Origin of the sequence: Gracilibacillus salitolerans, from assembly GCF_009650095.1 — a bacterium.
In the GTDB taxonomy this organism is placed as follows: domain Bacteria; phylum Bacillota; class Bacilli; order Bacillales; family Amphibacillaceae; genus Gracilibacillus; species Gracilibacillus salitolerans.
The window spans coordinates 3,388,808-3,414,335 of record NZ_CP045915.1 but is presented as its reverse complement, the minus strand read 5'-3'; the positions used below and the strand labels follow the sequence as shown (position 1 = coordinate 3,414,335).

27 protein-coding genes and 1 riboswitch are annotated in these 25,528 nt (G+C 35.0%); of the genes, 22 read left to right on the top strand and 5 right to left on the bottom strand.

Annotated features, from left to right (window positions below):
- Positions 1-24: 24 nt before the first annotated feature.
- Entirely contained in the window at positions 25-231 is a 207-nt protein-coding gene (gene copZ / locus GI584_RS16410) for a copper chaperone CopZ (protein WP_100359710.1), read from the top strand.
- Between the two features lie 71 nt (positions 232-302).
- Here copZ and GI584_RS16405 read toward each other — a convergent pair whose 3' ends face one another.
- On the bottom strand, positions 303-821 hold the full coding sequence (locus GI584_RS16405; RefSeq protein WP_194842017.1) for a PilZ domain-containing protein: 519 nt from the start codon (positions 819-821) through the stop codon (positions 303-305).
- A 203-nt stretch (positions 822-1,024) separates the two neighbouring features.
- Here GI584_RS16405 and GI584_RS16400 point away from each other — a divergent pair, with 203 nt between their 5' ends.
- Both GI584_RS16400 and GI584_RS24080 read left to right on the top strand, forming a co-directional pair.
- Entirely contained in the window at positions 1,025-1,489 is a 465-nt protein-coding gene (locus GI584_RS16400; RefSeq protein ID WP_194842016.1) for a Rossmann-fold NAD(P)-binding domain-containing protein, read from the top strand.
- A gap of 3 nt (positions 1,490-1,492) precedes the next feature.
- Positions 1,493-1,843 carry a DUF2306 domain-containing protein gene (locus tag GI584_RS24080; protein ID WP_228552262.1) on the top strand — a complete coding sequence of 117 codons (351 nt, stop codon included), beginning with the start codon at positions 1,493-1,495 and terminating at the stop codon, positions 1,841-1,843.
- Positions 1,844-2,239: 396 nt separating this feature from the next.
- On the opposite strand, the gene GI584_RS16390 is transcribed toward GI584_RS24080, so the two are convergent.
- Positions 2,240-2,767 (bottom strand): CueP family metal-binding protein, encoded by a 528-nt coding sequence (locus GI584_RS16390; protein ID WP_153791880.1) that lies wholly within the window; start codon positions 2,765-2,767, stop codon positions 2,240-2,242.
- A gap of 132 nt (positions 2,768-2,899) precedes the next feature.
- Positions 2,900-3,874 carry a GMP reductase gene (gene guaC / locus GI584_RS16385; RefSeq protein WP_100359713.1) on the bottom strand — a complete coding sequence of 325 codons (975 nt, stop codon included), beginning with the start codon at positions 3,872-3,874 and terminating at the stop codon, positions 2,900-2,902.
- Between the two features lie 283 nt (positions 3,875-4,157).
- Here guaC and GI584_RS16380 point away from each other — a divergent pair, with 283 nt between their 5' ends.
- From GI584_RS16380 to GI584_RS16340, 9 genes are all read left to right on the top strand, one after another.
- Positions 4,158-5,144 (top strand): autoinducer 2 ABC transporter substrate-binding protein, encoded by a 987-nt coding sequence (locus tag GI584_RS16380; RefSeq protein ID WP_228552261.1) that lies wholly within the window; start codon positions 4,158-4,160, stop codon positions 5,142-5,144.
- Entirely contained in the window at positions 5,134-6,921 is a 1,788-nt protein-coding gene (locus tag GI584_RS16375) for a sensor histidine kinase (protein ID WP_194842015.1), read from the top strand. Before GI584_RS16380 ends, GI584_RS16375 begins: the two co-directional genes overlap by 11 nt.
- Complete coding sequence (locus GI584_RS16370) at positions 6,922-8,544, top strand: response regulator (protein ID WP_100359716.1); 1,623 nt, start codon at positions 6,922-6,924, stop codon at positions 8,542-8,544.
- Between the two features lie 459 nt (positions 8,545-9,003).
- Positions 9,004-10,527: a sugar ABC transporter ATP-binding protein gene (locus tag GI584_RS16365; protein ID WP_153791878.1), complete on the top strand. Its 1,524-nt coding sequence runs from the start codon at positions 9,004-9,006 to the stop codon at positions 10,525-10,527.
- Positions 10,527-11,519, top strand: coding sequence for an ABC transporter permease (locus GI584_RS16360; RefSeq protein WP_153791877.1), 993 nt, complete (start codon positions 10,527-10,529; stop codon positions 11,517-11,519). The genes GI584_RS16365 and GI584_RS16360 overlap by 1 nt, the downstream gene beginning before the upstream one ends.
- A gap of 2 nt (positions 11,520-11,521) precedes the next feature.
- A complete protein-coding gene (locus tag GI584_RS16355) occupies positions 11,522-12,499 on the top strand; it encodes an ABC transporter permease (RefSeq protein WP_153791876.1) in 978 nt (325 codons plus the stop codon).
- 67 nt (positions 12,500-12,566) lie between these two features.
- On the top strand, positions 12,567-13,658 hold the full coding sequence (gene rhaS, locus GI584_RS16350; RefSeq protein WP_153791875.1) for a rhamnose ABC transporter substrate-binding protein: 1,092 nt from the start codon (positions 12,567-12,569) through the stop codon (positions 13,656-13,658).
- 373 nt (positions 13,659-14,031) lie between these two features.
- Complete coding sequence (locus tag GI584_RS16345; RefSeq protein WP_153791874.1) at positions 14,032-14,826, top strand: helix-turn-helix transcriptional regulator; 795 nt, start codon at positions 14,032-14,034, stop codon at positions 14,824-14,826.
- 58 nt (positions 14,827-14,884) lie between these two features.
- On the top strand, positions 14,885-15,304 hold the full coding sequence (locus GI584_RS16340) for a VOC family protein (RefSeq protein WP_153791873.1): 420 nt from the start codon (positions 14,885-14,887) through the stop codon (positions 15,302-15,304).
- Between the two features lie 67 nt (positions 15,305-15,371).
- Here the strand turns inward: GI584_RS16340 and GI584_RS24420 are convergent, their stop codons facing one another.
- Complete coding sequence (locus tag GI584_RS24420; RefSeq protein ID WP_153791872.1) at positions 15,372-16,481, bottom strand: pectate lyase; 1,110 nt, start codon at positions 16,479-16,481, stop codon at positions 15,372-15,374.
- 228 nt (positions 16,482-16,709) lie between these two features.
- A riboswitch (PreQ1 riboswitch) is annotated at positions 16,710-16,754 on the top strand.
- Positions 16,755-16,832: 78 nt separating this feature from the next.
- Between GI584_RS24420 and queC the strand changes: the two genes are divergently transcribed.
- From queC to GI584_RS16290, 8 genes are all read left to right on the top strand, one after another.
- Positions 16,833-17,501: a 7-cyano-7-deazaguanine synthase QueC gene (gene queC, locus GI584_RS16330; RefSeq protein ID WP_100359724.1), complete on the top strand. Its 669-nt coding sequence runs from the start codon at positions 16,833-16,835 to the stop codon at positions 17,499-17,501.
- On the top strand, positions 17,501-17,968 hold the full coding sequence (gene queD / locus GI584_RS16325; RefSeq protein ID WP_153791871.1) for a 6-carboxytetrahydropterin synthase QueD: 468 nt from the start codon (positions 17,501-17,503) through the stop codon (positions 17,966-17,968). The genes queC and queD overlap by 1 nt, the downstream gene beginning before the upstream one ends.
- Positions 17,961-18,689, top strand: a complete 729-nt coding sequence (queE, locus tag GI584_RS16320; protein WP_100359726.1) for a 7-carboxy-7-deazaguanine synthase QueE — start codon at positions 17,961-17,963, stop codon at positions 18,687-18,689. Before queD ends, queE begins: the two co-directional genes overlap by 8 nt.
- A gap of 317 nt (positions 18,690-19,006) precedes the next feature.
- The gene (locus tag GI584_RS16315; protein WP_153791870.1) at positions 19,007-20,215 is read left to right on the top strand and encodes an MFS transporter; all 1,209 of its coding nucleotides are present in this window, start codon (positions 19,007-19,009) and stop codon (positions 20,213-20,215) included.
- Between the two features lie 381 nt (positions 20,216-20,596).
- Entirely contained in the window at positions 20,597-21,205 is a 609-nt protein-coding gene (locus tag GI584_RS16305) for a transglutaminase-like domain-containing protein (RefSeq protein WP_100359728.1), read from the top strand.
- Positions 21,206-21,347: 142 nt separating this feature from the next.
- Positions 21,348-21,857: a GNAT family N-acetyltransferase gene (locus GI584_RS16300; RefSeq protein ID WP_100362453.1), complete on the top strand. Its 510-nt coding sequence runs from the start codon at positions 21,348-21,350 to the stop codon at positions 21,855-21,857.
- A 181-nt stretch (positions 21,858-22,038) separates the two neighbouring features.
- A complete protein-coding gene (locus GI584_RS16295) occupies positions 22,039-22,827 on the top strand; it encodes an alpha/beta hydrolase (protein WP_153791869.1) in 789 nt (262 codons plus the stop codon).
- 462 nt (positions 22,828-23,289) lie between these two features.
- Entirely contained in the window at positions 23,290-23,778 is a 489-nt protein-coding gene (locus GI584_RS16290) for a hypothetical protein (RefSeq protein WP_153791868.1), read from the top strand.
- Positions 23,779-23,961: 183 nt separating this feature from the next.
- On the opposite strand, the gene GI584_RS16285 is transcribed toward GI584_RS16290, so the two are convergent.
- The gene (locus tag GI584_RS16285; protein WP_153791867.1) at positions 23,962-24,126 is read right to left on the bottom strand and encodes a hypothetical protein; all 165 of its coding nucleotides are present in this window, start codon (positions 24,124-24,126) and stop codon (positions 23,962-23,964) included.
- 499 nt (positions 24,127-24,625) lie between these two features.
- On the opposite strand from GI584_RS16285, the gene GI584_RS16280 reads away from it, so the two are divergent.
- Positions 24,626-25,000 (top strand): hypothetical protein, encoded by a 375-nt coding sequence (locus GI584_RS16280; RefSeq protein ID WP_194842014.1) that lies wholly within the window; start codon positions 24,626-24,628, stop codon positions 24,998-25,000.
- A gap of 205 nt (positions 25,001-25,205) precedes the next feature.
- Entirely contained in the window at positions 25,206-25,355 is a 150-nt protein-coding gene (locus GI584_RS24415; RefSeq protein WP_153791865.1) for a GrpB family protein, read from the top strand.
- Positions 25,356-25,528: the final 173 nt, after the last annotated feature.

The following is a 25,528-nucleotide window of genomic DNA, read 5'->3' as shown; positions in this document are numbered from 1 at the left end:
TATAAATGAAAAGGAGAGGTATAAATGGCTCAAACAATACTAAAAGTACAAGGGATGACATGTGGTCATTGTAAAGCATCTGTAGAGGGAGCATTACTAGAATTAGCTGGTGTCAGCAAAGCGGAAGTGAATTTAGAAGAAGGAACAGTAGATGTTTCTTATGATGAAACAGACGTATCGATCGAAGCAATGCATGAAGCAGTAGAGGAACAAGGATACGACATTGCATAAGTAGTAGTATTAAAGAGGAGTTACCGTTATAAAACGGTAACTCCTTTTCAGGCTATATGAGTTTAGAAGTCTTAACGGATTTCAACCATATTTGATTTTTTCTTTTTTTCCACTATCACTTCATTTAATACTTTAGTGCTACGAATTCTTTCTTTTTCTGACATTTTATTAAAGTGGACGCCATACGCTATTTGTTTATTTTGGTTATGCTCTTCTTTTCGGATAATCTCTCCCGTTAAAGTGAAAGAGTACGATTTGATGGTAATATTTAATTTAATCATAACGCGATCTTTTACCGGAAAATTAAAATTGCATAAAAACTTTAAACCGCTAGTGCTGATATTATCCACATAGCCATAAAATTGTTTGTTTTTTATTTGAGATAGTTGAGAGTTTTCTAGGTGTGTGAGGGTAATTAAACATGGTTGATGATGAAGGTTGATTCGGAAATTATGTCGTGTGTTATCTTCAAATATTCCAGAATCAGTTGAAGTACGAGATTCCTTCTTATAGTCCTTCAATTTTGTATACTTATAATAAAAAGTAATGGTGGCAACAAAAGCAATTATAGATATTATAATTTGTGTCATGACAATAAATTCAATAACGAACAACTCCATTTCAATTAAAATTAGCAAGTGTAATAAAAAAATACTATACAAACCATTACAAAACCATTATATATTGCTCATAGATATGTATATTTCGCCATTTGAATAGTGATTTCCTCCATAGTTTTAATAGGTAAATGAAACTATTTTAATTTATCGGTTTTCGACAGTGTTTATAGCATTTGAGAAACTTTATCAACGGAGTAGATGTTATCTATTACTTTTTTACATCTGTGATTCAGGATAAAACTGCGATGTTTATTGGAGATCAAAAGGTAAAACGCGAATATATCTACACACTAGATGGTGCAAAGGCGATTGTTAGATTAGCGCAAAATCCGGATGCTTATGGACAATATTGGAATATCCCTGCTACCGATGTTATAGCTGGAAAAGAAATCATTGAACTAACAAGAGAAACAGAATCATTTAAGAGAAAGGTATTTACAGTAAAAAAAAGGCTTATCTCATTTCTAGGATTGTTTAATAAAGATATGAAAGAAGTTGTGGAAATGCTTTATTTAACAGAGGATCCTGTAGTATTGAGTGGAGAAAAATATGAAAAGTATATCGGTACTTTACCACGGACCCCATACAGACAAGGAATTAAGCAAACGTTATCTTATTATAAGAGGGATAACCGATGATTTTTGAACTGTTTCGGATTGCTACATATTATTGCAGGCTTTTTGGCATTACTCGTCTTTTGGATACCTATTCTCGTGCGTAAAGGTGGAAAAATTCATCGTACAATAGGGTGGGTGTATACTTGTTCCATGGCAATGGTGGCTTTATCAGCATTTTATATGGGTTTTTACCGGATTTATTATGATCCTTCAGGAGATCAAGCATTTTCATGGTTTCTTGTCTATATTGCGATATTAAGTGCAGCAACAGCTTGGTATGGTATTCGAGTATTACGATTTAAGAAAAGAAAAACCATTCATCGACATGTAGGAGATCTAGCATTTTCCTTTAGCCTAATTATCAGTTCCGTCTAAATCAGTGGATATGGATTTTATATCCAAATTCCATTGTTAAGTTATTTCCCTGTCGTCGGTTTGTTTGTAGGTGGAAGTCAGCTATATTACTGGCTGCGTAAACCAAGAACAAAGGGACATTGGTATATCGAACATTTAATTGGCATGTTAACCTGTTCTATTTCGACGATTACAGCATTTATTGTCTTCGGTGCACCAAGATTAATGAATACAGAATCTGTCAGTATTTTTTTATGGTACGCACCAACAATTGTTATAACACCAGTGATCATAGGGTTCAGTGTATATTACGGAAGGAAGTTCAATCAGAAAGTTATATAATAAAAAAGAAGTCTCTTTTTAAAAGTGGCCACTAAACTAATAGTGGCCAGCAAGCTTACAAAAGTGGCCATCAACTTACATCAGTTGCATGGTTGTAATACAGGTTCCATCATCTTCAAAAGTAGAGATTTCAGATTCTGCTACTTTTCCATCATATTCAATCTTTGCATGAAAAATTTGATCACGTGGTAACCATAAATCAATAAATCCATTATCAAAGGATTCAACCGTTTCATCTACTACGATATTACCGGCATCATCCTCAATATAAACATCAAATGTAGTGTTTGTTAACTCTCCTTGACATCCTGTAAGACTATGATTTGTACAGGGATGCGTTTCATCTATAAACGGTGCAATCGAAACGAAGAATTCATTTTCTGGTAAAGTAAAACTCGTTTCCTTATCATCCTTTTTTGCAATGATCAATTCTGTAGAAGTGATGGAAGCAGATTTTGCATCTTTTTCATCGATGCTGTATTGATAAACCAGATCTTTTAATTCTTCTGCAGATAATGCTTCCTCTTGTTGATCTGCTTGATTACTACATCCAGCAAATAATGATATGATCAGTAGAAATGACAATATTGTTCTTAACCTCATTTATATCAACTCCTTAGTAAAAATACTAGACTCATTATACCATTTCCCGTGATAATGAAGAATACTTTGTCAATAGACGACACAATATCGACAAAAAAGAAGCACACCTCAGCTTACAGGTGTGCTTGCTTATTAATCTCCATTAAAAATAGAGTTTTTTACTACGACATAATCGACGGTACGGATAGAATTTAACGTTTTTCCACCAGCGTATGAAATAGAGGATTGCATGTCCTGCTCCATTTCTGTCAATGTATCTTGGAGTGCTCCTTTATATGCTACATACATTTTTTTACCTTCGACATTTTTCTTTTCACCTTTTTGATATTCAGATGCAGATCCGAAATATTCTTTATACAGTTTCCCGTCTTGTTCTACCGTTGTACCTGGTGATTCCTCATGACCAGCAAAAAGAGAACCGATCATTACCATGGATGCTCCAAATCGGATTGATTTAGCTATATCTCCATGTGTACGAATACCACCATCTGCAATGATTGGTTTCGTTGCAGCTTTTGCGCACCATCTTAATGCAGCAAGCTGCCATCCACCAGTACCAAATCCTGTTTTCACCTTAGTAATACAAACTTTTCCGGGACCAATTCCTACTTTCGTAGCATCAGCACCTGCATTTTCCAATTCACGAACAGCTTCTGGAGTACCGACATTACCAGCAATCACAAAGCTGTCAGGTAAATGCTTTTTAATATGCTGAATCATTTCAATTACTGCGTTAGAATGTCCATGTGCAATATCAATGGTTATATAGTCCGGTACAAGTTCTTCTTTCGCAAGTTCTTCGATAAAACTATATTCCTCATCCTTCACTCCAACACTAATGGAAGCGATTAAGTTCTTTTCCTTCATGGATATAATAAAATCTTTTCTTGTTTCTGGCTCAAAGCGGTGCATCACATAAAAATAATTACGTTCTGCCAAGAAAACAGCAATATTTTCATCAATAATCGTCTGCATATTAGCAGGAACAACCGGAATACGGAATGTGTGCTTTCCGAATTGAATCGATGTATCACATTCACTACGGCTATTTACGATACATTTCGCGGGAACTAATTGAATATCTTCATAATCAAATACATTTTCCATTTATATCACTCCTAAAGACGAACGTTTTAAAATGGGTGTTCATAAATATTCGCCTTAGGTAATATAATATAGATAAAGGGATTTGTCAATGGAAATGTCATTTCTAACAAACTAGTAATCTAATAGGAGTAATGATAAAATCTATATAGGCTAAAAGAGATAAGGGAATAAGTTCTCGATAATTCCATAAATAAAGTCAAGATTCACTGGTGGGGTGATAGGTTTGCGGAGTAAGACTGTATTAATGCTTATCTTATTCATATTATTTGTAAGCGGTTGCAGTATGAAGGGTACGAGTAAAGAGCCATACCATGTTGTATACTCTTCAGAAATAATAACAGAACAAACAGAAAATCAAAATAGCAATACATATAAAATTGCCATTGTGCCAAAGGTAATGAACATTCCATATTTTAATGCGGTTGAACAAGGTGCAATGGAAGCCGCAAATGATTTGCAAGTAGAAGTCATTTATCAAGGTCCAAATATTGCAAATTCAAAACAGCAAATTGAAGTAGTTGACCAATTAGTTAGAAATGAGAATCTAGATGTTTTAGCGATATCAGCTAATGACCCGGAAGCCTTATTACCTTCTTTAAAGAAAGCAGAGAAAATGGGGGTTAAGGTCATTACTTGGGATGCAGATACATTACCTGAAGGAAGGTCTTTTTTCATTAATATGGTTCAAGATGAAACGTTAGGTAGACATTTAATGGATACGTTAGCTTGGAATATTGATGAAAAAGGCAAATTCGCTATTATGACTGGTGCAGATACGGCAGCGAATTTAAATGAATGGCTTTATTGGATCAAACAACAACATCAGGAATTCTACCCTGACATGCAATTAGTCGAAACGGTTGCGGCTAATGATGATCCACAACAAGCTTATATTGTAGCGAAGGAATTACTAGCGAAATATCCTGATTTAGATGGTATTATTGGCAACTCATCTGTAGCACCTCCAGCAGCAGCCCAAGCGATAAAAGAGGAGGGTAAAGTTGGAGAAGTTGCTATCGTAGGATTATCATCTCCTAACCCAATGAATGAGTATTTAAAAAAAGACATCGTGCATGTAGTTACGTTGTGGAGTCCGAAAAAATTAGGCTACTTAACGGTTGCACTGAGCAAGCAACTAGCAGAAGGAGATTTTCCTTATAACAATCAAGAAATTGGTGGTGTCGGAAAAATACGTGTGGACAATGATACGGTTATTATGGGAGAGCCGATAGACTTTACGAAGGAGAATGTGGATCAATATGATTTTTAACTACTTTCGTAATCGAAAACTAATGGCAAAATTAATGATCACTTATATTTTGGTCACGGTTATCCCTGTATCAGTTTTAGGATATATTGCATACAAACAATATACCATGTCTATTGAAAATCAAGTGGGAGAGTATATCCCAAAATTACTGGAGCAAGCAAATACCAATATCAATAACCAACTAAATGATTACAAAGCGTTACCAGATGCCTTATATAATTCATCACAGGTGATAGAAGTATTAAGAAAAGATGCTTATCAAAATAATTCTGCCCTTTTTCGTGATGAATTTTTGGTCAATGGAACTTTATCAAGAATGTATATGACCAGCGGTAATCCAGATATATTAGGTGTTTTTATTCTAAGTAAAAATCGATTGTTTCAAAGTGCGAAACAAACACAGGTCAACATTGATATCGAAAATTTTCCATCATTTTTAGGCGAAAGTATTGACTTAAATGGAGGCACAGAGTTTATTCTGCCTAATCAAGTAGATTTAGAATTTGAAGGTGATTCACCGTTTCTTTTTATGATGCGGGAATTGCGTGATTATGAAAATCAAGAGAATTTGGGTACGATGTTTATTGCGATACGTTTAAGTTTTATCGAACAAGCGATGCAAGGGTTGACAAGAGATCGAAGTCCATCGATATGGCTAACTGATCAGGATGGTCGCTTTATTTACCACAGTGATCCAAATATGATTGGAGAAATCGATTCTCAGTTTCAACATTATCCAAAAGTTAATGGAAGTTTTCGAACGACCGACTGGATGAATAATGACCTGATCAGTACGTATAAATTCCCCTCCATGAATTGGTACTCGTTTCACAGAATTCCATTGCGTGAGTTGATGAAGGAAACCAATGTTGTTAGAAATGGAACGATTATTGCCTTTATTATTATTGTTGTTTTAAGTAGTGTCATATCTGTTCTGTTAGCATGGAATGTTTCGAATCCGATAAAAAAATTAACTTCTCTCATGAAACGCGTGGAGAAAGGGGATTTTACAGTAGACTTACCGATGGATAAGAAAGATGAAGTAGGAATGCTAGCAAATAGTTTTAATTCGATGATACAGGAAATAGAATATCTTATCAGGGAAAATTATCAGATTGAATTAAAACAAAAGGATGCAGAATTATACGCTCTCCAATCTCAAATAAATCCGCATTTCATGTACAATACGTTGGAAACAATAGCTTATGCAGTGGAGGAAGATGAAAAAGAAGAAGTAATTAAAATGGTTACTTTGTTGGGAAGGATGTTACGTTATTCCTTAAATAATAAAGAAAAGTTAGTCCCGATATCTTTAGATGTAAGTCATACAAAAGATTACCTAACAATCCAACGGTTTCGCTTTGAAGAGCGTATTAATTTTTCAATAACCATAAATGTAGATCAAGAAAGATATCTGATACCAAAGTTTATATTGCAGCCTGTCATCGAAAATGCCATCAAATATGGTTTGGATCGTTCGAGGAGAATTAATATTGATGTAAGGATTATCAAAAATAAGGATGATAATCTATTAATTGAAATAGCGGATGATGGACCAGGAATGGAAGAATCGATGCTAAAGAAAATTCAAATAACATTGAGCCAGAATCCGATGATACGAGATTCACAATATGGTTTATTAAACGTACATACACGAATAAAGATGATGTATGGAGAACAATATGGTCTGAACATTGACAGTAAAGCTGGGTATGGAACGGTTGTCTATTTATTATTACCATTAGAGGACAATTTAGAAAGAAAAGGGGTGTCTTAATTGACTATCAGTAAGGTGAGGACAGTAATTGTGGATGATGAACCAAGATTGCGTAGAGGAATAGAGAGACAAGTATTACGAGCTGGTGATCAATTTGAGATTATAGGTAGTTATTGCGATGGTGAAGAATGTTTGACGAATATTCGTAAAGAGCAAAAAAAGATCGATCTGCTAATTACTGATGTGAAGATGCCGGAAATAGACGGTTTAACGCTCATTCAACAATTAAAGAAACAACAGAACTTTCATTCGATAGTTATCAGTGGCTTCGATGATTTTCAATATTTACAGACAGCCATACGTGAAGGGGCAAATGATTACTTAGTAAAGCCAATTGATCGGGAGGAATTTCGATTTCAGCTAATGCAAATCAGTAAAGAGATACAATCACAGGAAAAAATAGAAAGAAAGCAAAAAGAATTAGCGAAGGAAGCAGAGAAATCTATTTATCTGCAACAAGTACAATTACTGCAGGAAATGACACGTGAGGAAGAAATGGATGTTTCCCTACTAGAATGGACGAAGCAATTTCCCGGTGGGGAATATGTTGTATTATTTATCAGTGCAGACCAATTAAAAAGTAAAAGAATGAAGTCCGATCAAAAAGAATGGAGTGATTGGATATTTGCAATAGGCAATATTATGAATGAAATGGTCGACCACTGGAATAGTGAAAAACAAGCTGCTGCATGGAAATGGGCGGAAAAACATAATCAGTGGTGGATCCTGCTCCAATCGGATAATATCGCATATAAATCGAAGCATTTTGCGAACGGTTTATTAGAAAATGTTAAAAAATACACAGCATTATGTTGTTCTATTGCATTGAGCGACCCTTTTGATCAATTATCCCTACTTACTATCAGGAAAAAGGATATGCAAACAGCTATTAAATTTCGTTTAATAAAAGGAACGAATCAAATCATTACAACAGATGAGCGAATTGATATTAGTCTAAAAGAAAGTGATGTGAAGAATAAAGCTATTATTCGGAAAATCGACAACATAGTATTAGCGATTCATCATACGGATAACATACATCTAAAGAAGGAACTGACCCTATTTTTGGATTTGTTGAGCCATTTACACTCCCCAGTCGAAATAGAAAAAGTATTGCAGCTTTTCGGTATTAAAATATGGAATGAATTAAGTGGTCACACATTTAGTCTCAGCAGTAAACAATTTCAATATATGTTTACCATTACTGAAAGAACTACTAGTATAACGGAATTAAAGATAGAGGTATGGAATTGGATAGATCAATTGTTAGAAAGGAGAAAATTGGCGGAATCACAAGATAAACAGAGTCAAATAGCGATTGCAAAAGAGTGGATATTACATAATTTAGACAAACAAATTACCATCGATCGAATCGCTCATCATGTATTCATGAATCCAACTTATTTTTGTCAACAATTCAAAAGTGAAACTGGAGAGACCGTTCACGATTATGTAACCAAGGAAAGAATGAAACAAGCAAGAAAACTAGTGATGGAAGATACCTTGAAAATTGGAGAAATTGCTAGAAGAGTCGGTTATAGTGATACAAAATATTTTAGTAAATTATTTAAACAATATTACGGCGAAACCCCTTCCAAATATAAAGTAATAGTAACCAAGTAAAACATGGATGTAAAACTCCATGTTTTTTTGTTGAAAGCAAAGAAAGACAGAGCTTTTGTACTAAATACATATACTACAAAATACTCCCTTTCCGTGGGCACGGCTTCAGCTTCTTAGCTCACATACGTTCGCTGTGGGATCTTCAGCTCGCGCTATTCCCACAGGATGTCGCATTTTTCCGCAGCTTAGAGTAGTTTACTTGCCAAGTAAGTGGTAACCCAAAGAATTAATTCCATGAGTTCTATTCTTCCGATAATCAGAAAGGTACTACAAGTGTAGGCGTTTTCAGTTTTTATCTATTTCGAGTTAATTAAGCAGAGTGGGTTTTGTTCGTATGTTTCTTATTTAATAAGAAACAGAAATTTCACCCCCCTATCAGAAAAATGTCTCCTATTCTTTCTGAGACTTATTCACTACACTTGAAGGTAAGCGTATACAAATAAGGAAGAGGTGAGAAGGGTGTCTGACTATATATTAGAGCTTCATCATATCACCAAGGAATTTCCGGGTGTGAAAGCTTTAGATAAAGTATCTTTTCAATTAAAAAAAGGAGAAATTCATGCACTTATGGGTGAGAATGGTGCAGGGAAATCGACATTTATAAAAGTAATTACCGGCATTCATCATCCGAACGAAGGGGAAATTTTTCTGCATGATGAACAGATCGAAATTAACGGTCCAAAAGTAGCGCAAAACTTAGGGATTGCAGCGATATACCAGCATGTTACAAACTATCCTGATTTAAGTATTACAGAAAATATATATATGGGACATGAAAAAATTAATCCCAAAACGCGGATGATCAAATGGAAAGAAATGCATGCAGATGCAAAAGCATTGCTTGAAAACTTAGGTTCTGATTTAGATCCCAGAACAGAGATGGGAGCATTGAGTGTAGCACAGCAACAAATAGTCGAAATAGCAAAGGCTTTATCAGCTAATGCCAAAATTATAATTATGGATGAACCTACTGCCGCTTTAACTCACCGTGAGAGTGAGGAATTGTATGCAATTACCGAAAATCTAAGAGATGAGGGTGTTTCCATTATATTTATCTCTCACCGCTTTGAAGATATGTATCGATTAGCTGATCGTGTAACAGTTTTACGAGACTCACAATATATTGGCACTTGGAATGTAGACGGTATTCATCATGAAGACCTGATTGTAGCTATGGTTGGCCGGGAAATTAAACAACTGTTTCCTGATAAAGAGGCTGAAATCGGAGAAGAGATATTAAGAGTTGAGCGGTTAGGGCAAATTGGTAGATTTAAAGATATTTCTTTTTCATTACGAAAAGGAGAAATCCTAGGATTAACTGGTTTAGTAGGAGCTGGAAGAAGTGAATTATGTCAGTCGATCTTCGGAATCGATCCTTATGATGAAGGAGAGATTGTTTTTGATCAGAAAAAGGTGAAGATCGATCAACCATCTAAAGCAATGAACTTAGGAATTGGCTATTTACCAGAAGACCGGCAAACACAAAGTCTTATTTTACAATGGTCTATTAAACAAAATATTACGTTAGCTTCATTAATGGAGTTATCTAATACTGGATGGTTAAATGAAAAAAATGAGCGAAAAGTATCGAAAGAATTGGCAGAAAAAATCGATGTAAAAACACCTAGTGTGTTTCACTTAGCAAGTTCATTATCTGGTGGTAACCAACAAAAAGTCTCTCTTGCCAAACTATTAACAACCGACTTGAAGGTAATTATTTTTGACGAACCTACAAAGGGTGTTGATATAGGTGCAAAATCTGCTATTTATCAGATTATTGTTGACTTAGCTAAACAAGGTTATGGCATTATTATGGTTTCATCTGAAATGCCAGAAGTGCTGGGATTGAGTGATCGAATTGCAGTCATGTGTGAAGGAAGATTGACAAGAATAATGAATCGGAAAGAAGCAAGTCAAGAAGCGATCTTAGAAGCAGCTATGTCGAAAGATAGAATTACAGCAAGTCAGGAGGTAATGGGATAATGCTCCAGCAATTAAATTTAGAAAAAGTCTCCAAATTTCGAGAACTAGGCTTGTTAGCATTTATTATTATTTTGGCGCTTGTCATCCAACTATTGAATCCTGCTTTCCTAACAATAGGAAACCTTCGGGATTTACTGACAAATACAGCTATTCTCAGTATTTTAGCGCTTGGTATGATGCTCGTTCTTATAACTCGGGGCATTGATCTTTCGATAGGGGCTACCCTCGCACTTTCCGGTATGATAACCGCTTTAACGGTCAGCGCCTTTCCAGGATTGCATCCTATTTTAGCTATTTTATTAGGAATAGTAGTTGGATGTGTTTGTGGTGTGATTCTCGGTTTATTAGTTTCAAAAGTGGGAATCTTGCCGATTATTGCTTCGCTTGGTTTAATGAATGTCTTTCGCGGATTGACATTCTGGGCCAGTGGTGGTGAATGGGTAAGTGCTTATCAAATGCCAGATTCTTTTAAAAATATTGCCACAAGTACGATTTTAGGCACCAATACGTTAGTGTTTATTGCTATTCTTATCTTTCTATTTTTCTATTATTTTGTTAATACAACGATTACAGGAAGGCAAATATATGCAATCGGCAGTAATCCGGATTCTGCTAGGGTAAGTGGTATTAATCAGGCCAAAATATTAATGCTCGTTTATATGATGATGGGAGGTTTATCTGGATTAGCAGGTGTTTTATGGGTTTCAAAATTCGCATCTGCACAAGGTGATACAGCGACAGGTTACGAATTAACCGTAATTGCTGCATGTATTTTGGGTGGTGTTAGTATTGCAGGTGGTGTTGGCAAAGTAACAGGAGTTCTTTTAGGTGCCATGCTGTTAGGTGTGTTAAGTAATGGCTTACCATTAATAAATGTTTCTCCTTTTTGGCAGATGGGAATCGAAGGGACTATTATCTTAATTGCTGTGCTCTTTAATACAAATATTCGTGAATTTATAGAAAGAAATAACCGTCTAAGGAGGGAGATTTAGAAATGGTAACGAGAACGATTGAAAATAGCCAATCATTTTCTTGGAAAAGATTTTTCATGCAATGGGAATGGATGTTGATCCTGTTAATTATCGCTATTTTTATGATGAATAGCTCAATTTCTCCCTACTTTCTCAATTATACAAGCATTACGGATGCGACGATGACGTTTTTAGATAAAGCATTTATTGTTTTTCCGATGGTAATGATTATGTTAATGAGAGAAATTGATATTTCCGTTGGATCGACAGTAGCCTTGTCATCCGTTGTGATGGCAACAGCCTATAATGCAGGATTGCCAATGATATTAGCCTTGATTTTATGTTTAGCTGTTGGTGCGTTATGTGGGTTTTTAAATGGTTTCTTATTAGTGAAATATCGTGAGCTATCCGCAGTAATCGTCACCTTATCCACTATGATTTTATATCGAGGTATTGCTTACATGATTTTAGAAGATCAGTCAGCAGGTGGTTTTCCTACATGGTTTTCATTTTTTGGGTGGGGTTATGTTGGAACGATACCGTTTATATTCATTCTTTTTATTGCACTAGCTATTTTGTTTGTTTTAATGCAACAAAAGTCAGTGCTTGGAAGACAGATTTATGCGATCGGTAGCAATCCGACTGCAGCACGTTTCGCTGGTGTAAAAGTAGATCGGATTAAACTGATCGTCTTTACTTTAGCTGGCGTAATGGCAGCCATTACGGCGATTTTTCTAACAGCAAGAATGGGCAGTACTAGACCGAATGTTGCCAATATGTATGAGTTGGATGTTATCGCAATGGTTGCTTTAGGCGGTATTAGTACAGCAGGTGGAAAAGGGAGAATGTTAGGAGCAGTACTTGCTGTGTTTGTAATTGGTTATTTGCAATATGGACTTGGATTAATTAATATCCCTGCACAAGCATTATTAGTCATCATTGGTTTGTTATTAATTATTTCTGTAACAATTACTAACTTACGAGTCAAGAAGAAATTATAATGTTGGATGAAACAGTCATTTTACTGTTTATCATAAAAAGTTTTTAAAAAAGGGGAGGAAGTTTTGCATGAAGAAGCATTGGTTTTTACAATTAGTAGCTGTATTTTTGTTAGCATTGTTGGTTGCCTGTGGTGGTGACGATGAGACTGGTGGTGATGACACAGGATCTGATAATAGCTCTAACGATAATGGAACGGAAGAAAGTACGGATAGTGGTGATGAAGAACAAAAAAGACATGCGTTTGTTTTTAAGAATACTGGTAATCCGTATGGTGAGAAGCAGATGGAAGGCTTTGAAACGGCGATCAATGAAACCGGTGGAGAAGCGATTCTTCGTGCACCGGATCAACCAACAGTGGAAGGACAAATCCAAATCATTGAAGAATTAATTGCACAACAAGTGGACAGTATTTCTGTTGCTGCAAATGACTATGATGGATTACAACCCGTTCTAACTAAAGCAATGAACCAAGGAATTAAAGTACTTTCAGCAGACTCTGCGGTAAATGGAGATTCTCGAATGGTACACATTAATCAAGCAGACCCTGAAGCAATTGGTCGTACGTTGGTGCAAGCTGTTACCGAAATGATGGAAAATGAAGGACAATTTGCGATTTTAAGTGCAACTTCTCAAGCATCTAATCAAAACCTTTGGATTGAGTGGATGGAGACTGAATTAGAAAATGAAGAGTATGCAGATGTTGAGTTAGTAGAAGTCGCTTATGGTGATGACTTAAGAGATAAAAGTGTATCGGAGACAGAAGCATTACTTCAATCTTATCCAGAATTAAAAGCGATTGTTGCACCAACAACAGTAGGGATTGCTGCAGCATCGAAAGTTATAACAGATAAAGGTCTTCAAGGTGAAGTGTTAGTGACTGGATTAGGTTTACCAAGTGAAATGGCAGAATATATATCTAATGGAGTAAGTCCATGGATGTACCTATGGAATCCAATTGATGTGGGATATCTGACAGGTTATGCAGCTAACGCATTAGCAGAAGAGGAGATCACTGGAGAGGCTGGTGAATCATTTGAAGCAGGTGATCTTGAAGGATCATTTGAAGTAACAGAAAGTGATGATGGTACAGAAATTCTATTAGGAGAACCATTCCAGTTTGATCCGGATAATATTGATGAATGGAAAGATGTATATTAAAGTAGCGGAGGCTGGGACATAACTAAATAGGAAGAACGAGAATCCGAACAATCTGAACTTAGCGTAGGCAAAATACGCAGACTCCTGTGGGAATTCACACGAGCTGAAGATCCACTGTGTGAAGTGCTCTTCTTCACACAGTTAGCTGAAGCCGTGCCCACGGAAAGCGAAGTATTTTGCCGAAGCGGTAAATTTGCTCAGGCATTATTGTTCGGATTTTTCCTGTTTAATTACTCTTTCGTCCCAACCTCTTCTTTTTAAAATACAAATAGAAGTAGCATTATGTTTCCATTCTAGTTTCTTCAATAAAGTTACACTAGATTCAACCATGTAAATTTAGTAAAATGGTAGAAAATAGTCATGAGGTGTTTTTATGGTGTATAACTCTCCCGAAATAGAAGCTGCTATAAAGTACATCAAGTCGAATTTACATGAAGAAATAACACTCCAACAAGTAGCAAACCATGTAGCTTACAGTCCCTATCATTTCTCAAGAATATTCAAAGATCAAATCGGTCTGCCGCCCCATTACTATTTATCTGCACTCCGATTACAAAAGGCAAAAGAATTATTGATTCAAACAGATTTACCTGTACGCGATATAGGTATGGAGATTGGTCAACAGAGCCTTGGTACCTTTACTACTCGATTTACGCAAAAAGTAGGAGTGTCTCCCTCTGTTTTTCGTCACTCTGCATCAAATGTTACGCAACACCTGCAACAAATTCAATTTAAAAGCGATATATCTTTAAACAGATATAATGGAAATTCTTCTCAAACTGTTAAAGGCAAGATTATCTCACCTAATCCGATTAATGGCATTATATTGGTAGGTTTATTTTCTAAGCCTATCCCGGAAGGTTTACCTTTGTACGGGACTATTCTTGAATCAGCAGGGGAATTTGTATTTGAAAATGTGAAAGCAGGTACATATTATTTACTTTCTACTACTGTTATTACCGGGATGAATAATTCTGAAATATTATTAACAGAGTCGACACTTAGAGCAAAACTAGAAGAGCCTGTTATTGTTCAACCTCATCAAGAAACGCCACAACTAAACGTCAGCTTACGCCCACCAAGAATAGATGATCCACCAGTACTTATTTCAATTGCTGTATTGATGCAACAATATTTATCAGCCAACATAGAAGATGGCAATTTATAAGAAGCCTTCAGTTAGATGATTGGATATAATATAGATATCAAAACAGGAGGTGGTAAATATGATTAAGAATATGCATGTTTATCTGGTAACGAATGGAGATGGACAAGAGGCAATTAAATTTTATCAATCAGCTATAGATGCCGAATTATTAAGCTTACAGACCTTTGCAGATCTTCCTAATCGAGCTGAAATGGGCATTGCAGAAGATGAAAAGGATCGTGTACTGAATGCTCATTTAAGAGTGGGACAAACAGACTTCATGCTTTCAGATACAATGCCAGGGCAATCGTATCAGTTAGGAGACCAAGTAACCGTTGCGATTATTTCAAGTGATATTGCATCCACAGAGCGAATTTTTGGAAATCTCGCTCAAGATGGTAAAGTGGTGATGCCATTACAAGAAGTGTTTTGGAGTCCGTCATATGGACAAGTAACAGATAAATTTGGTGTTACGTGGCAGATTTCTACTCATGAGTAGTTAGAGCGATCCATGTAAAAGAGTGCGTTTAACTAGTAAAAGTAATAGTTAAACGCACTTTGTTTATTTAAAATTCGAAGTTATTACTTTCAGTGATATTTTGTACATTGTACCATTTCGTACCAACATCAGAATATCTAGTATTGGTCATGGTTACTTCACTTGAACTACTATCTGTTCTGAAAATTGCTTCATTCATATCGGTGATAACACTTCCTTCGATAAAGATACTTGTTTTAAAGGTTGTACCACCATTTTGGCGAATCAACTTACCGGCATTTCTTGCAGTGAAGTTAATAATTTCAAAAGTGGAAGGTGCATTAACTTGAAAGACTTTGTCATCTCCATTCTGAGCCAAACCACCGCGAATGGTTACATGCCCTTCATCTTTTATTGTTAAAGCATCTTCACCAATATCCTCCCAAACTACATTTTCTACTAAGACATCACCATAGGTATGAACGCCATCTGCTGCCGGATGCCCCAATACAACATTTTTAAGAGTGGCACCGTCCTCCAATCTAAAGACTGATTGTTGATTTTCCGATTGGCTTCCATCACCTAATGTATCTGGATTGGCTACATATCTTCTGCCTTGCCCATCAAAAGTTTCGCCTGCTGACACGACAATTGTTTCATTTACTGTAATAGTATCCGCTGGTGGAACCTCAATAATTTGCCATTGTTGGTGTTCTCCACCATTATCATCCCACTGGACAATGTTTGCGCCATTCTCATTGGACCGCTCAAATACTTCCAATGCCTTGCCACTATATCTGTTTAATATTTTATAGTAGCCATTGCCAAGATCTACAATATCCCATTGTTGACTTGTTCCATTCCAATCAGACCATTGAGCTACGTTAGCACCATTACTTGTAGACCAATCGTATACTTCAAGTGCCTTTCCACTATGAATGTTAACGATTTTTTGATAACCTTCTCCAACATCAATAATTCTCCACTGTTGATTCATTCCTCCGAGGTCATCATATTGTACCACATTGCCACCGTCCGAAGTAGACCATTCGTAAACCTCTAAAGCTTTACCACTAAACCTATTAATAATCTTGTAACTTTTACTAGCGTCCAGACTGGCAGCTTCGACATTTTCCGCAAAAAAAGCACCTGTGACAAGTAAAGTAAGCGCTAACAAAAATAAAAATTTGTTTTTCATTTTTACATCCTTTCATTCATTTTTAGAATGTGTTGAAAAAAGCTCCTCTAGATGGTACTGATTGTAATAATTGGCCAATATATTACATATACTATTATATAGCTTGAAATATAGTTTTCAAGAAAAAACTGTAAATTATTTGAAGAGATATTTGTCTTCCTTTTATATAGGTGAATATGCTATACTACAAATTGTGTTTAAAAAATTACATACAAGTCTGCTTATAAAGCAGGAGAGGTTCTAGCTACACCCTCTATAAAAAACTAAGGATAATCATACCGAGCCTTAGGTATGTTTTTTTGTTTTGGGTGTATAGAATTCTCTTTTTCAATGTGAAAGGGGAATTTTTTTATGGATAAAAATAAACGAGCAGTAGTCGTATTTAGTGGTGGTCAGGATAGTACCACATGCCTTTTTTGGGCATTAGAAAAATTTGATCATGTTGAATTAGTGACATTTGATTATAACCAGCGTCACCAGCAGGAAATCGAGGTAGCAAAAGAGATTGCAGTAGAACAAGGCCTTAAACATCATATTTTGGATATGTCATTGTTAAATCAATTAGCACCAAATGCTTTGACAAGAGATGATATTGAAGTTGCTGATGGAGAAGATGGAGAGCTGCCAAATACGTTTGTTCCAGGAAGAAATCTATTATTCTTATCCTTCGCAACGATTCTAGCAAAACAAATTGATGCTAAACATATTATTACAGGTGTTTGTGAAACAGATTTTAGCGGTTATCCCGATTGTCGCGATATCTTTATTAAATCATTAAATGTTACCTTGAATTTATCGATGGATGAAGATTTTGTGGTGCATACGCCGTTAATGTGGTTGAATAAAGCAGAAACATGGGAATTTGCAGATCAATTAGAAGCTTTTGATTATATACGAGAAAAAACATTAACCTGTTATAACGGTGTCCGAGGAACTGGTTGTGGTGAATGTCCAGCTTGTCACTTAAGACAAAATGGGTTAGACACCTATTTAGCAAAACGTAATGGAGTGAATAATTAATGTACGGCTTTCAAATTGTCGAGAATTTACAAAAAATAGATCAGGATATTAAACGGGATCAATTAAAATATCATCAAAAACGTGTGATGGTAAGTAAGGAATTTACATTTGATGCAGCACATCATCTTCACTGTTATGAAGGAAAATGTAAAAACCTACATGGTCACACCTATAAAGTCGTATTTGGTATCAGTGGATTTGTAGATGAAATTGGAATTGTCATCGATTTTGGTGATATCAAGCAAATTTGGAAGGAAAAAATTGAAATCCATCTCGATCATCGTTATTTAAACGAAACGTTACCAAAAATGAATACAACCGCAGAAAATATGGTCGTATGGATGTTTGAAAAGATGGAAGAAGCATTACAGGATTTACCGAATCAATGCCGAGTAGAGTTTGCCCGTTTGTTTGAAACACCAACAAGCTATGCCGAAGCAAGACGGGAGTGGATGATCAGTGAATAAGCTTCCTGTTCTGGAAATATTCGGTCCAACAATCCAAGGGGAAGGCATGGTAATTGGTCGTAAGACAATGTTCGTGCGTACTGCTGGTTGTGATTATAGCTGTGCATGGTGCGATTCTGCCTTTACCTGGGATGGTAGTGCTAAAGAAGATATTGTAAAGATGACTAGTGAAGAAGTTTTCAATCGATTAAAAGAGATCGGTGGTGATCAGTTTGATCATGTTACGATCTCAGGTGGAAATCCGGCACTTCTCCAACATGTAGGCGAATTAATAGACTTGTTACACTCATACGATATTGAGGTAGCACTGGAAACACAAGGAAGTCGTTGGCAGGACTGGTTTGTGGAAGTAGACGACTTAACCATATCTCCTAAACCACCAAGTTCCAAGATGAAAACCAATTGGACCATGTTGGATGATATATTAGCACAACTAGAAAAGCACAGTCGTCTTCCACATACAAGTTTAAAAGTTGTTGTTTTTGATGACAATGACATGGACTATGCAACAAACGTTCATAATAGGTATCCAGAAGTTCCTTTTTTCTTACAGGTAGGTAATGATAATTTGGAAGCAGTAGCACCGAACGAATTAGCCGGACATTTATTATCAAAATACGAGTGGTTAATTGAGCAGGTGATGAACTCCAGTGCTTTAAACGATGTCCGTGTACTTCCGCAGATTCATACATTGGTATGGGGTAATAAAAGAGGCGTGTGAAAAAATCCATTTATTTTTCCTAGGCAGTTCAGTTATTAATTAATATATTATTTAAGACCAAATCGAAAGGAGATTTGGTTTTTTTAATGAACAGAAGTAGAGGGAAATTGGAGTAGTTCAACAAGGAAGATTAAATGACGAATTTTGGTGCTTTAATGGTGTTAAAATTCATATAATATTTTATGGATGAAAAATGTGTGATAAATCTACTTCCCCCAGGTTTATCCGGTATTTGAAAGGAGTAAAGAGGTAGATGAATAGTCCAATTTAATATACCCCCAAAATTCAAGTTTTAATTGAAATATTGGGGATATATAATGAAATTGAATAGAAACTTTTCCTTATTATTGTCAGGTCAGTCATTTGCTAATATTGGCGATGTATTATATACGGTAAGTGTTATTAGTACGATTTTTGCTTTAACAGGTTCTGCGACGGCTGCATCCTTTGTTCCATTTACTATTACTTCATCGATGTTTGTTTCTAGCCTATTAACACCTCTTTTAATCGGAATAGTTAATTTAAAGTGGTTAATGGCTGGATCCCAAATTGGCAAAACTATATTACTGGTAATTCTGGGATTTATGTTAATGGGTATCACAGCATCTAATTATTATTTGGTTTTTATAATCATAGGGCTAATTGCTTTTTTCGATGGTTGTGCAAATCCAATAAGACAGACATTGATTCCGCACTATGTAAAACCTGTACACTTAGTACAAGCAAATGGGCTTGCTGAAACTGTTACGCAAATTATTCAAGCAGTAATGTGGTTTGTCGGCAGTTTATTTTTAATCATTTTAAGTTCACATCAACTTATTTGGTTAGTTGGATGTTTATTTGTTCTATCAAGTGTCATGTTTTGTTTTTTAGAGAACATAAGTCACCAAACACTTCCACGAAAAGGAAAATTAGATCAGATAAAAGAAGGATGGAAAACGATCTCTAACACTCCAGTTTTGAGACGGATTGCTTGGATAGATTTTTTTGAAACCATTGCAGGAACGGTATGGATTGCCGCTATTTTATATGTATTTGTCAGTGACGCTTTACATGTTGATGAAAAATGGTGGGGATTTATCAATGGTGCTTTCTTTTTGGGCTTGATTTTAGGAAGTATTTATTGTATTAAATACGCTTCTTTTATTGAAAAGAAATTGGGTACTTTTATTTTGGTTGGTTCATTTGCAAGTTTCTTAGTTACAATATTGTTTAGTATAAACAGTGTCCCAATCAATGCCTTACTTTTATCGCTTTGTGTGGGGATTTTTGGACAATTAAAAAACATTCCGCAACAAACTGTTATACAAACCAGTGTATCAAAAGAACAATTGTCTACCGTTTATACTTCATTGGGTGCTATTGGTACGGGAATGTTTGGCGTTGGTTCGCTGATTATGGGAATATTAACAGATTTGTTAGGGGTTAAAATGGTTTTTCTTATTTCAGGGCTACTGCTAGCAATAGTAAGTACAATCGCTTATAAATATAAGCAATTGTTTGTTAGAAATGTTATAAGACAATAAAGTGATGAATGAAGGATTTTGTTAACTACAAAACCCCTGTTTCACGTATGGGTACCTATAATTAAAGAGCAGCAATAAGTTATAGAACTAAGAAACAAGTTCTATACCGAATCTTAAATTACAATTGAAAAGACGTGCTGTAATTTGCACGTCTTTTACTTTCTTGGCGGTGTGAATAAATTATCGATCGCTTACCATAAAAAATGAGGTTTGAAATAGAGCAAGGCGATAGTGAAGCGATTGGTGTACCTGTTCACACCGATTATGATGGTTCCCATCAAGGTAGAGTGTAATTTAAAAAACACTTAGAGTAATTTATTTGGTTATTGTATTAATATTCAAATAAGTGTATTATTATACAAAAAGGAGATCAGAGAATAAATGGAACTGATACCAGAATCTTATAACATGGCAGAATATCTCAAAGAGCTAGATGTTGTGGATTATTCACATTCTATCATTCAAAGTAAGAAAAATGAATTATTCAACAAAGAACAGACAGAAATCGAAAAGGTGAAAAAAGCTTTTGAATTCGTAAGAGATGAAATTTCTCATTCTTGGGATATTCAAGGCTCAAAAGTAACCTGTCTAGCGTCAGATGTGCTCAAATATCAAGAAGGTATTTGTTTTGCAAAAGCTAATTTGTTAGCTGCTATATTACGAGCTGAAGGGATCCCTACCGGATTCTGTTATCAAAGGTTAATGATCTTTGACACACCGGAAAAGGGTTACTCATTACATGCATTAAATGGAGTTTTTCTCCGTTCGTTCAATCGTTGGATAAGAGTAGACGCTCGGGGAAATAAACCAGGAGTACAAGCAGAATTTTCTCTAGACGAAGAAAAATTAGCATTCTCCGTTCAGCAAGAGTTCGGAGAAAGAGATTTTCCAATTATTTACTCAAAACCTAATGACAACACCATTACTACGTTACGAGCAAATACCAATTTAATAGAAATGTATAAAAATCATCTTCCTGATTCCCTATGATACAAAGGAACATGACCAAAATATGGCGATCAGCTAATTGATCGTTTTTTTATGGCCATTAATCAATTTGGAACATTATGCTAATATTGGAGTGGAAGATATAAAGCAAATGGAACCAGTTTTGCGAGAGAAGGTGAAAGTCGTGAAAATCATGGAAACAGAAAGACTTTATTTAAGAGAATTAAAACTGGAGGATGCAGATAAGTTATCAAGGGTTCTTTCAGATCCAGAATCGATGCAATACTATCCTGAGCCATTTAATATGAAAAAGGTAGAAAAGTGGATTCAATGGAATATGGAAAATTACCAAAAATGTAATCACGGATTATGGGCAGTTGTTTTAAAAAATGATGATACATTCATTGGAGATTGTGGCATTACAATGCAAAAAATTGAAAGTGAAACAGTACCTGAGATCGGCTTTCATATTATGAAGGACTTTTGGAATAAAGGATATGCAACAGAAGCTGCAACAGCTTGTAAGGAATATGCATTTGAAGTGTTACATTATCCAAAGGTCTTTTCATACACCACCATGAAGAATATACCGTCGCAAAAGGTAGCGGAGAAAATAGGGATGCAGAAATATAAAGTATTTGAGAAAAATGGGGAAAAACAAATAGTTCAAGTAGCAATGAATGATAAAGCATAGTTTGTCATTTCCATAATAATCTAATTTGTGTTTGATGTCTTCAACTACAATATATGTTTACCGTGCTAAAAAGCAGGATATTTTGGTGAAGATGGATTGATTTCAGAAGGATTATCGGAGATGAGTAGAGAATTAAATAATAAGTTTTAAAAATGAATAATTATTTTAAGGTGGTTGTCCGATGAATAAAATCAAGTTTGATTTCCCGATAGCTGAAAGAACTTATAAAGTGGTACAGGATAGAAATTTAATATTGTACATATTTGAACCAAAAGCACACCAAGAAAACAGACCAGTTATTTTATTTTTTAATGGAGGTAGCTTTAAAAAGGATCCCCAGACCCCAGCACAGTTCCAACATCAAGCAAAATATTTTTCTTCTAAGGGCATGGTGGCAATATGTGTTGATTACCGAAATGGATCTGATGAAGGTTTCTTACCACCTCAAGCAATATGTGATGTTAAATCCGCTGTCCGATGGGTAAGGAGGAATTCCTCTGAATTGGGAGTAGATCCGAATAAAATAGTGGTATGTGGTTCATCAGCAGGCGGATACATTACTGTTTCTTCGATTATGTTTAAGGAAATAAATGATGATAAGGAATATGATCATGAAAGTACCGACCATATACCCAATTTCTTAATTGTTTTTGCTGCGGGGATGGATGGGATTGACATCATGAGAAGGCGGTACCCTCAATTACTCGAAGAAGCTATTCGACTTTCGCCAATTCATAACGTTAAAAAATGCTTGCCCACTACATTATGGATTTGTGGAACAACTGACGACCTGTATGAACAAAATAAAAAATTTATTAAACAGATGAAAGAAAAGGGAAATGATATAACCTTAAAAACAGTTGAGGGTATGGCACATGGCTATTTTAATTACGGCAGACATAATAATGAGTATTTTCATAAAACAAGGCATGAAATGGAAAAGTATTTACACTCGTTGGAAATTATTTAGTTCTTCACTAAACAATAACTAGAGCGTTAATTCAGAAAGATTAACGCATCTTTTACAGTTGACTTATTAAGTTAATGGTAGTTTTTGTTTAAATAAATTGAACACTCTTAATAGATTTTAAATCTGTTAAAAGAAGGTGATCTAAGGTGAAACGAATGATGGTAATAGGAATATCGTCAGGTGTAGGGAAGTGAATTCGTTAGAAATTTTAATCATTTTTATTATAGGGGTTTTGTTCTTATCTATTGGTATTATTGATTTTTTCATTCGTTCTAAACTCCATTGGATAATTAGATTTATCATTAGATTTATTATCATATTTATCGGGACAGGATTTACTTTGTACGCTTTTTTAAGGCTTTTTGGATTAGTCTCATCTTAAATTAACGGGTTGCAAGAGTTGAACAAGACTATCATTAATTTGGTGGTCTTTTCTTTTTGTGGATGAATTGTTGGAATATTATGTTAAAATTAAATTACAAAGATATTGAACTAACTGGCAGTTTAGTTCAACAGCATAAAGGGTGTGAAATGATGACAAAGTTTTTAACAGCAGCACTATCTGTGATTATATTTGCGACTATTTTCTCTTGGATTTCTTATGTACCAAGTTCTCAAAGGGAACCTAATGTTTATTATTTTGGTTTTTTAGAAACGTTTGCTTTTGTCATTATTTATGCTGGTCCAGTTTATTTTCTGATCGGATTACCACTTTCAATCTTTATTGATAAATTAATTAAGAATTCTACAGGAAAGACAAAATGGCAAAAATACTTTGTCGGATTAGGTTTATATTCATTAGTTGGTACCCTTGTTGGCGTTATTTTTCTTATTATTTTCAGTCAAAATATCTATCAATTAGAAGTCATTTCATTTTCAATATACGGCATTGTTGCTTCTAATATTTACTTTCACGTGTCATTGTTAATATCAAAAATAAACAAAAAATAGAGATTTCATCTTCAACAAACGGGTGCAAGAGTTGAATAAGATATTGTGAATTTCCGTCTGCTCTTATTAAGTTAACGCAGTAGCATATTTCAAAAAGGGGAAGAGTGAGAGAAAGTTTTTATTCGTACTAGACTCGAATGTGATATAAATCAATGTAGGTAAACACCTACATTGATTTATTATTTATTCATTTTCTACATACCATTGTTTATCTGGCTGGATATGAAAGTTAAGTTTTTTAACAAAGGTTGTTGCGCTAGAGAAATTAGAGAATTTTTTATTCGAATCTCTGTTTGAGTCTTTTAGGATTTCTTTTGTCCCTCGTATTTTTCTTGAAATTACGTACATTGAGGTCAACTCCTAACTTTTAAAGAATAAACAGAATCTGAGGTTCTTATATAAATTATATCAAAACGATGGTAACTTTTGGATTACATTTTAGTTAAGAATTTATTTCTTGATTACGTAATTCGAATAAAATATGTAATAAAATCTTATTGAACTATCGAGTGCTTTTGTTTAATAAAGCATCTACAATGATCTTCCAAAATCGGGCGCAATTCTCTAACAAAGAATTCCGATAAAATTCATATTTGACCCCTTATGCGTAATAAATAAGGGAGGAATGTATCTATCAAATTAGTCAAAAACTATTTTATTTAACTCACAATTCAAAGAAATAATGTTAAAAATGATTTCTTATATAGAGGTTAAATGCTAAATAAATAATCACATGAATCAAAGCCGAAATTTTGCATACAAAATATTGATTGAAGTTTTACTTTATTTGAATATCACGTGTTCGCTTGGAATACTGTTATGTAAGGGGGAAAGGGAGGTGAACCAGATGGTAAAAAGGTTTATGTCTGTGTTGATTTTATCTGCCGTCCTTTCTATTGCATCAATGATCTTTTCTTCTCCTGTGTCAGCTGAGTGGACAAAATTTGGACTATATACATTTAAAACAAATGATGGACGATGGGACGGGCAAATGTACGTGAAATCCAATGGTGGTAATGTTGTAGTTAGAGTTGCTACCCCACGAACAGTTAACGTCCGTTTATGCAGCGCAAATACTGGAAATTGCACATCGTATAAATCGAACAATCAAAGTGGGATTATTTCTTATTACAATTTGATTGGTGGTAAGTACTATGGGGATGTCTCATCTCCTTATAATCTAGAAGGAACCATTGGATTTTCTGTTTATAATAAAAAATAGCTGTTCTTATAGAAGTAATTAAAGTAACTCGAAGTTATGTCATGGAACACCATCATTATGTAGTAGCTTATTCAAGAATCGGGTGCAAGAGTTGAAGAAATAAGGGCTACCACGGCAGTTTTTTTATTTGTTGTACTTACGATCAGGATATAAACAAAGAAAATCAAATAAAGTAATTATAAATAATTAGGTTGGAGAGTTGCATATGGACATTGATGAAGAAATTTCAATTTCAAACTTTAATACTAAATGGAAGCATTGGTATGAGGAAGAAATAAGGTCATTAAAACCTATCTTCGATCTAAATGTCACGTTTGAGCACTTTGGTAGTACTTCTGACTCCGGACTCAATTGAAAGCCCATTTTTGATATATTAGTCGAAATTCCTAAGTCATTAGAGCTTACTTTGGTTCAAAAAATAGAGTTTGAACAAATTGGCTATGAATGTCTCGGAACAGCTAGTGTTCCAGGAAGAATATATATCTTCAGCTAACTGGTGCTTTCCTTGAATAAGGAATTGCTGTTGAT

Excerpts from the sequence above, each read along its gene's own strand:
- GI584_RS16340 (WP_153791873.1), top strand. The coding sequence starts at position 14,885 with ATGATTAAGAATATGCATGTTTATCTGGTAACGAATGGAGATGGACAA.
- GI584_RS16315 (WP_153791870.1), top strand. The coding sequence starts at position 19,007 with ATGAAATTGAATAGAAACTTTTCCTTATTATTGTCAGGTCAGTCATTT.
- guaC (WP_100359713.1), bottom strand. The coding sequence starts at position 3,874 with ATGGAAAATGTATTTGATTATGAAGATATTCAATTAGTTCCCGCGAAA.
- GI584_RS16375 (WP_194842015.1), top strand. The coding sequence starts at position 5,134 with ATGATTTTTAACTACTTTCGTAATCGAAAACTAATGGCAAAATTAATG.
- copZ (WP_100359710.1), top strand. The coding sequence starts at position 25 with ATGGCTCAAACAATACTAAAAGTACAAGGGATGACATGTGGTCATTGT.
- GI584_RS16305 (WP_100359728.1), top strand. The coding sequence starts at position 20,597 with ATGGAACTGATACCAGAATCTTATAACATGGCAGAATATCTCAAAGAG.
- GI584_RS16295 (WP_153791869.1), top strand. The coding sequence starts at position 22,039 with ATGAATAAAATCAAGTTTGATTTCCCGATAGCTGAAAGAACTTATAAA.
- GI584_RS16280 (WP_194842014.1), top strand. The coding sequence starts at position 24,626 with ATGGTAAAAAGGTTTATGTCTGTGTTGATTTTATCTGCCGTCCTTTCT.
- GI584_RS24415 (WP_153791865.1), top strand. The coding sequence starts at position 25,206 with ATGGACATTGATGAAGAAATTTCAATTTCAAACTTTAATACTAAATGG.
- queC (WP_100359724.1), top strand. The coding sequence starts at position 16,833 with ATGGATAAAAATAAACGAGCAGTAGTCGTATTTAGTGGTGGTCAGGAT.
- GI584_RS16285 (WP_153791867.1), bottom strand. The coding sequence starts at position 24,126 with ATGTACGTAATTTCAAGAAAAATACGAGGGACAAAAGAAATCCTAAAA.
- GI584_RS16360 (WP_153791877.1), top strand. The coding sequence starts at position 10,527 with ATGCTCCAGCAATTAAATTTAGAAAAAGTCTCCAAATTTCGAGAACTA.
- GI584_RS16390 (WP_153791880.1), bottom strand. The coding sequence starts at position 2,767 with ATGAGGTTAAGAACAATATTGTCATTTCTACTGATCATATCATTATTT.
- GI584_RS16405 (WP_194842017.1), bottom strand. The coding sequence starts at position 821 with ATGACACAAATTATAATATCTATAATTGCTTTTGTTGCCACCATTACT.
- GI584_RS16355 (WP_153791876.1), top strand. The coding sequence starts at position 11,522 with ATGGTAACGAGAACGATTGAAAATAGCCAATCATTTTCTTGGAAAAGA.
- GI584_RS16290 (WP_153791868.1), top strand. The coding sequence starts at position 23,290 with ATGTTAAAATTAAATTACAAAGATATTGAACTAACTGGCAGTTTAGTT.
- GI584_RS16345 (WP_153791874.1), top strand. The coding sequence starts at position 14,032 with ATGGTGTATAACTCTCCCGAAATAGAAGCTGCTATAAAGTACATCAAG.
- queD (WP_153791871.1), top strand. The coding sequence starts at position 17,501 with ATGTACGGCTTTCAAATTGTCGAGAATTTACAAAAAATAGATCAGGAT.
- GI584_RS24420 (WP_153791872.1), bottom strand. The coding sequence starts at position 16,481 with ATGAAAAACAAATTTTTATTTTTGTTAGCGCTTACTTTACTTGTCACA.
- GI584_RS16380 (WP_228552261.1), top strand. The coding sequence starts at position 4,158 with ATGAAGGGTACGAGTAAAGAGCCATACCATGTTGTATACTCTTCAGAA.
- rhaS (WP_153791875.1), top strand. The coding sequence starts at position 12,567 with ATGAAGAAGCATTGGTTTTTACAATTAGTAGCTGTATTTTTGTTAGCA.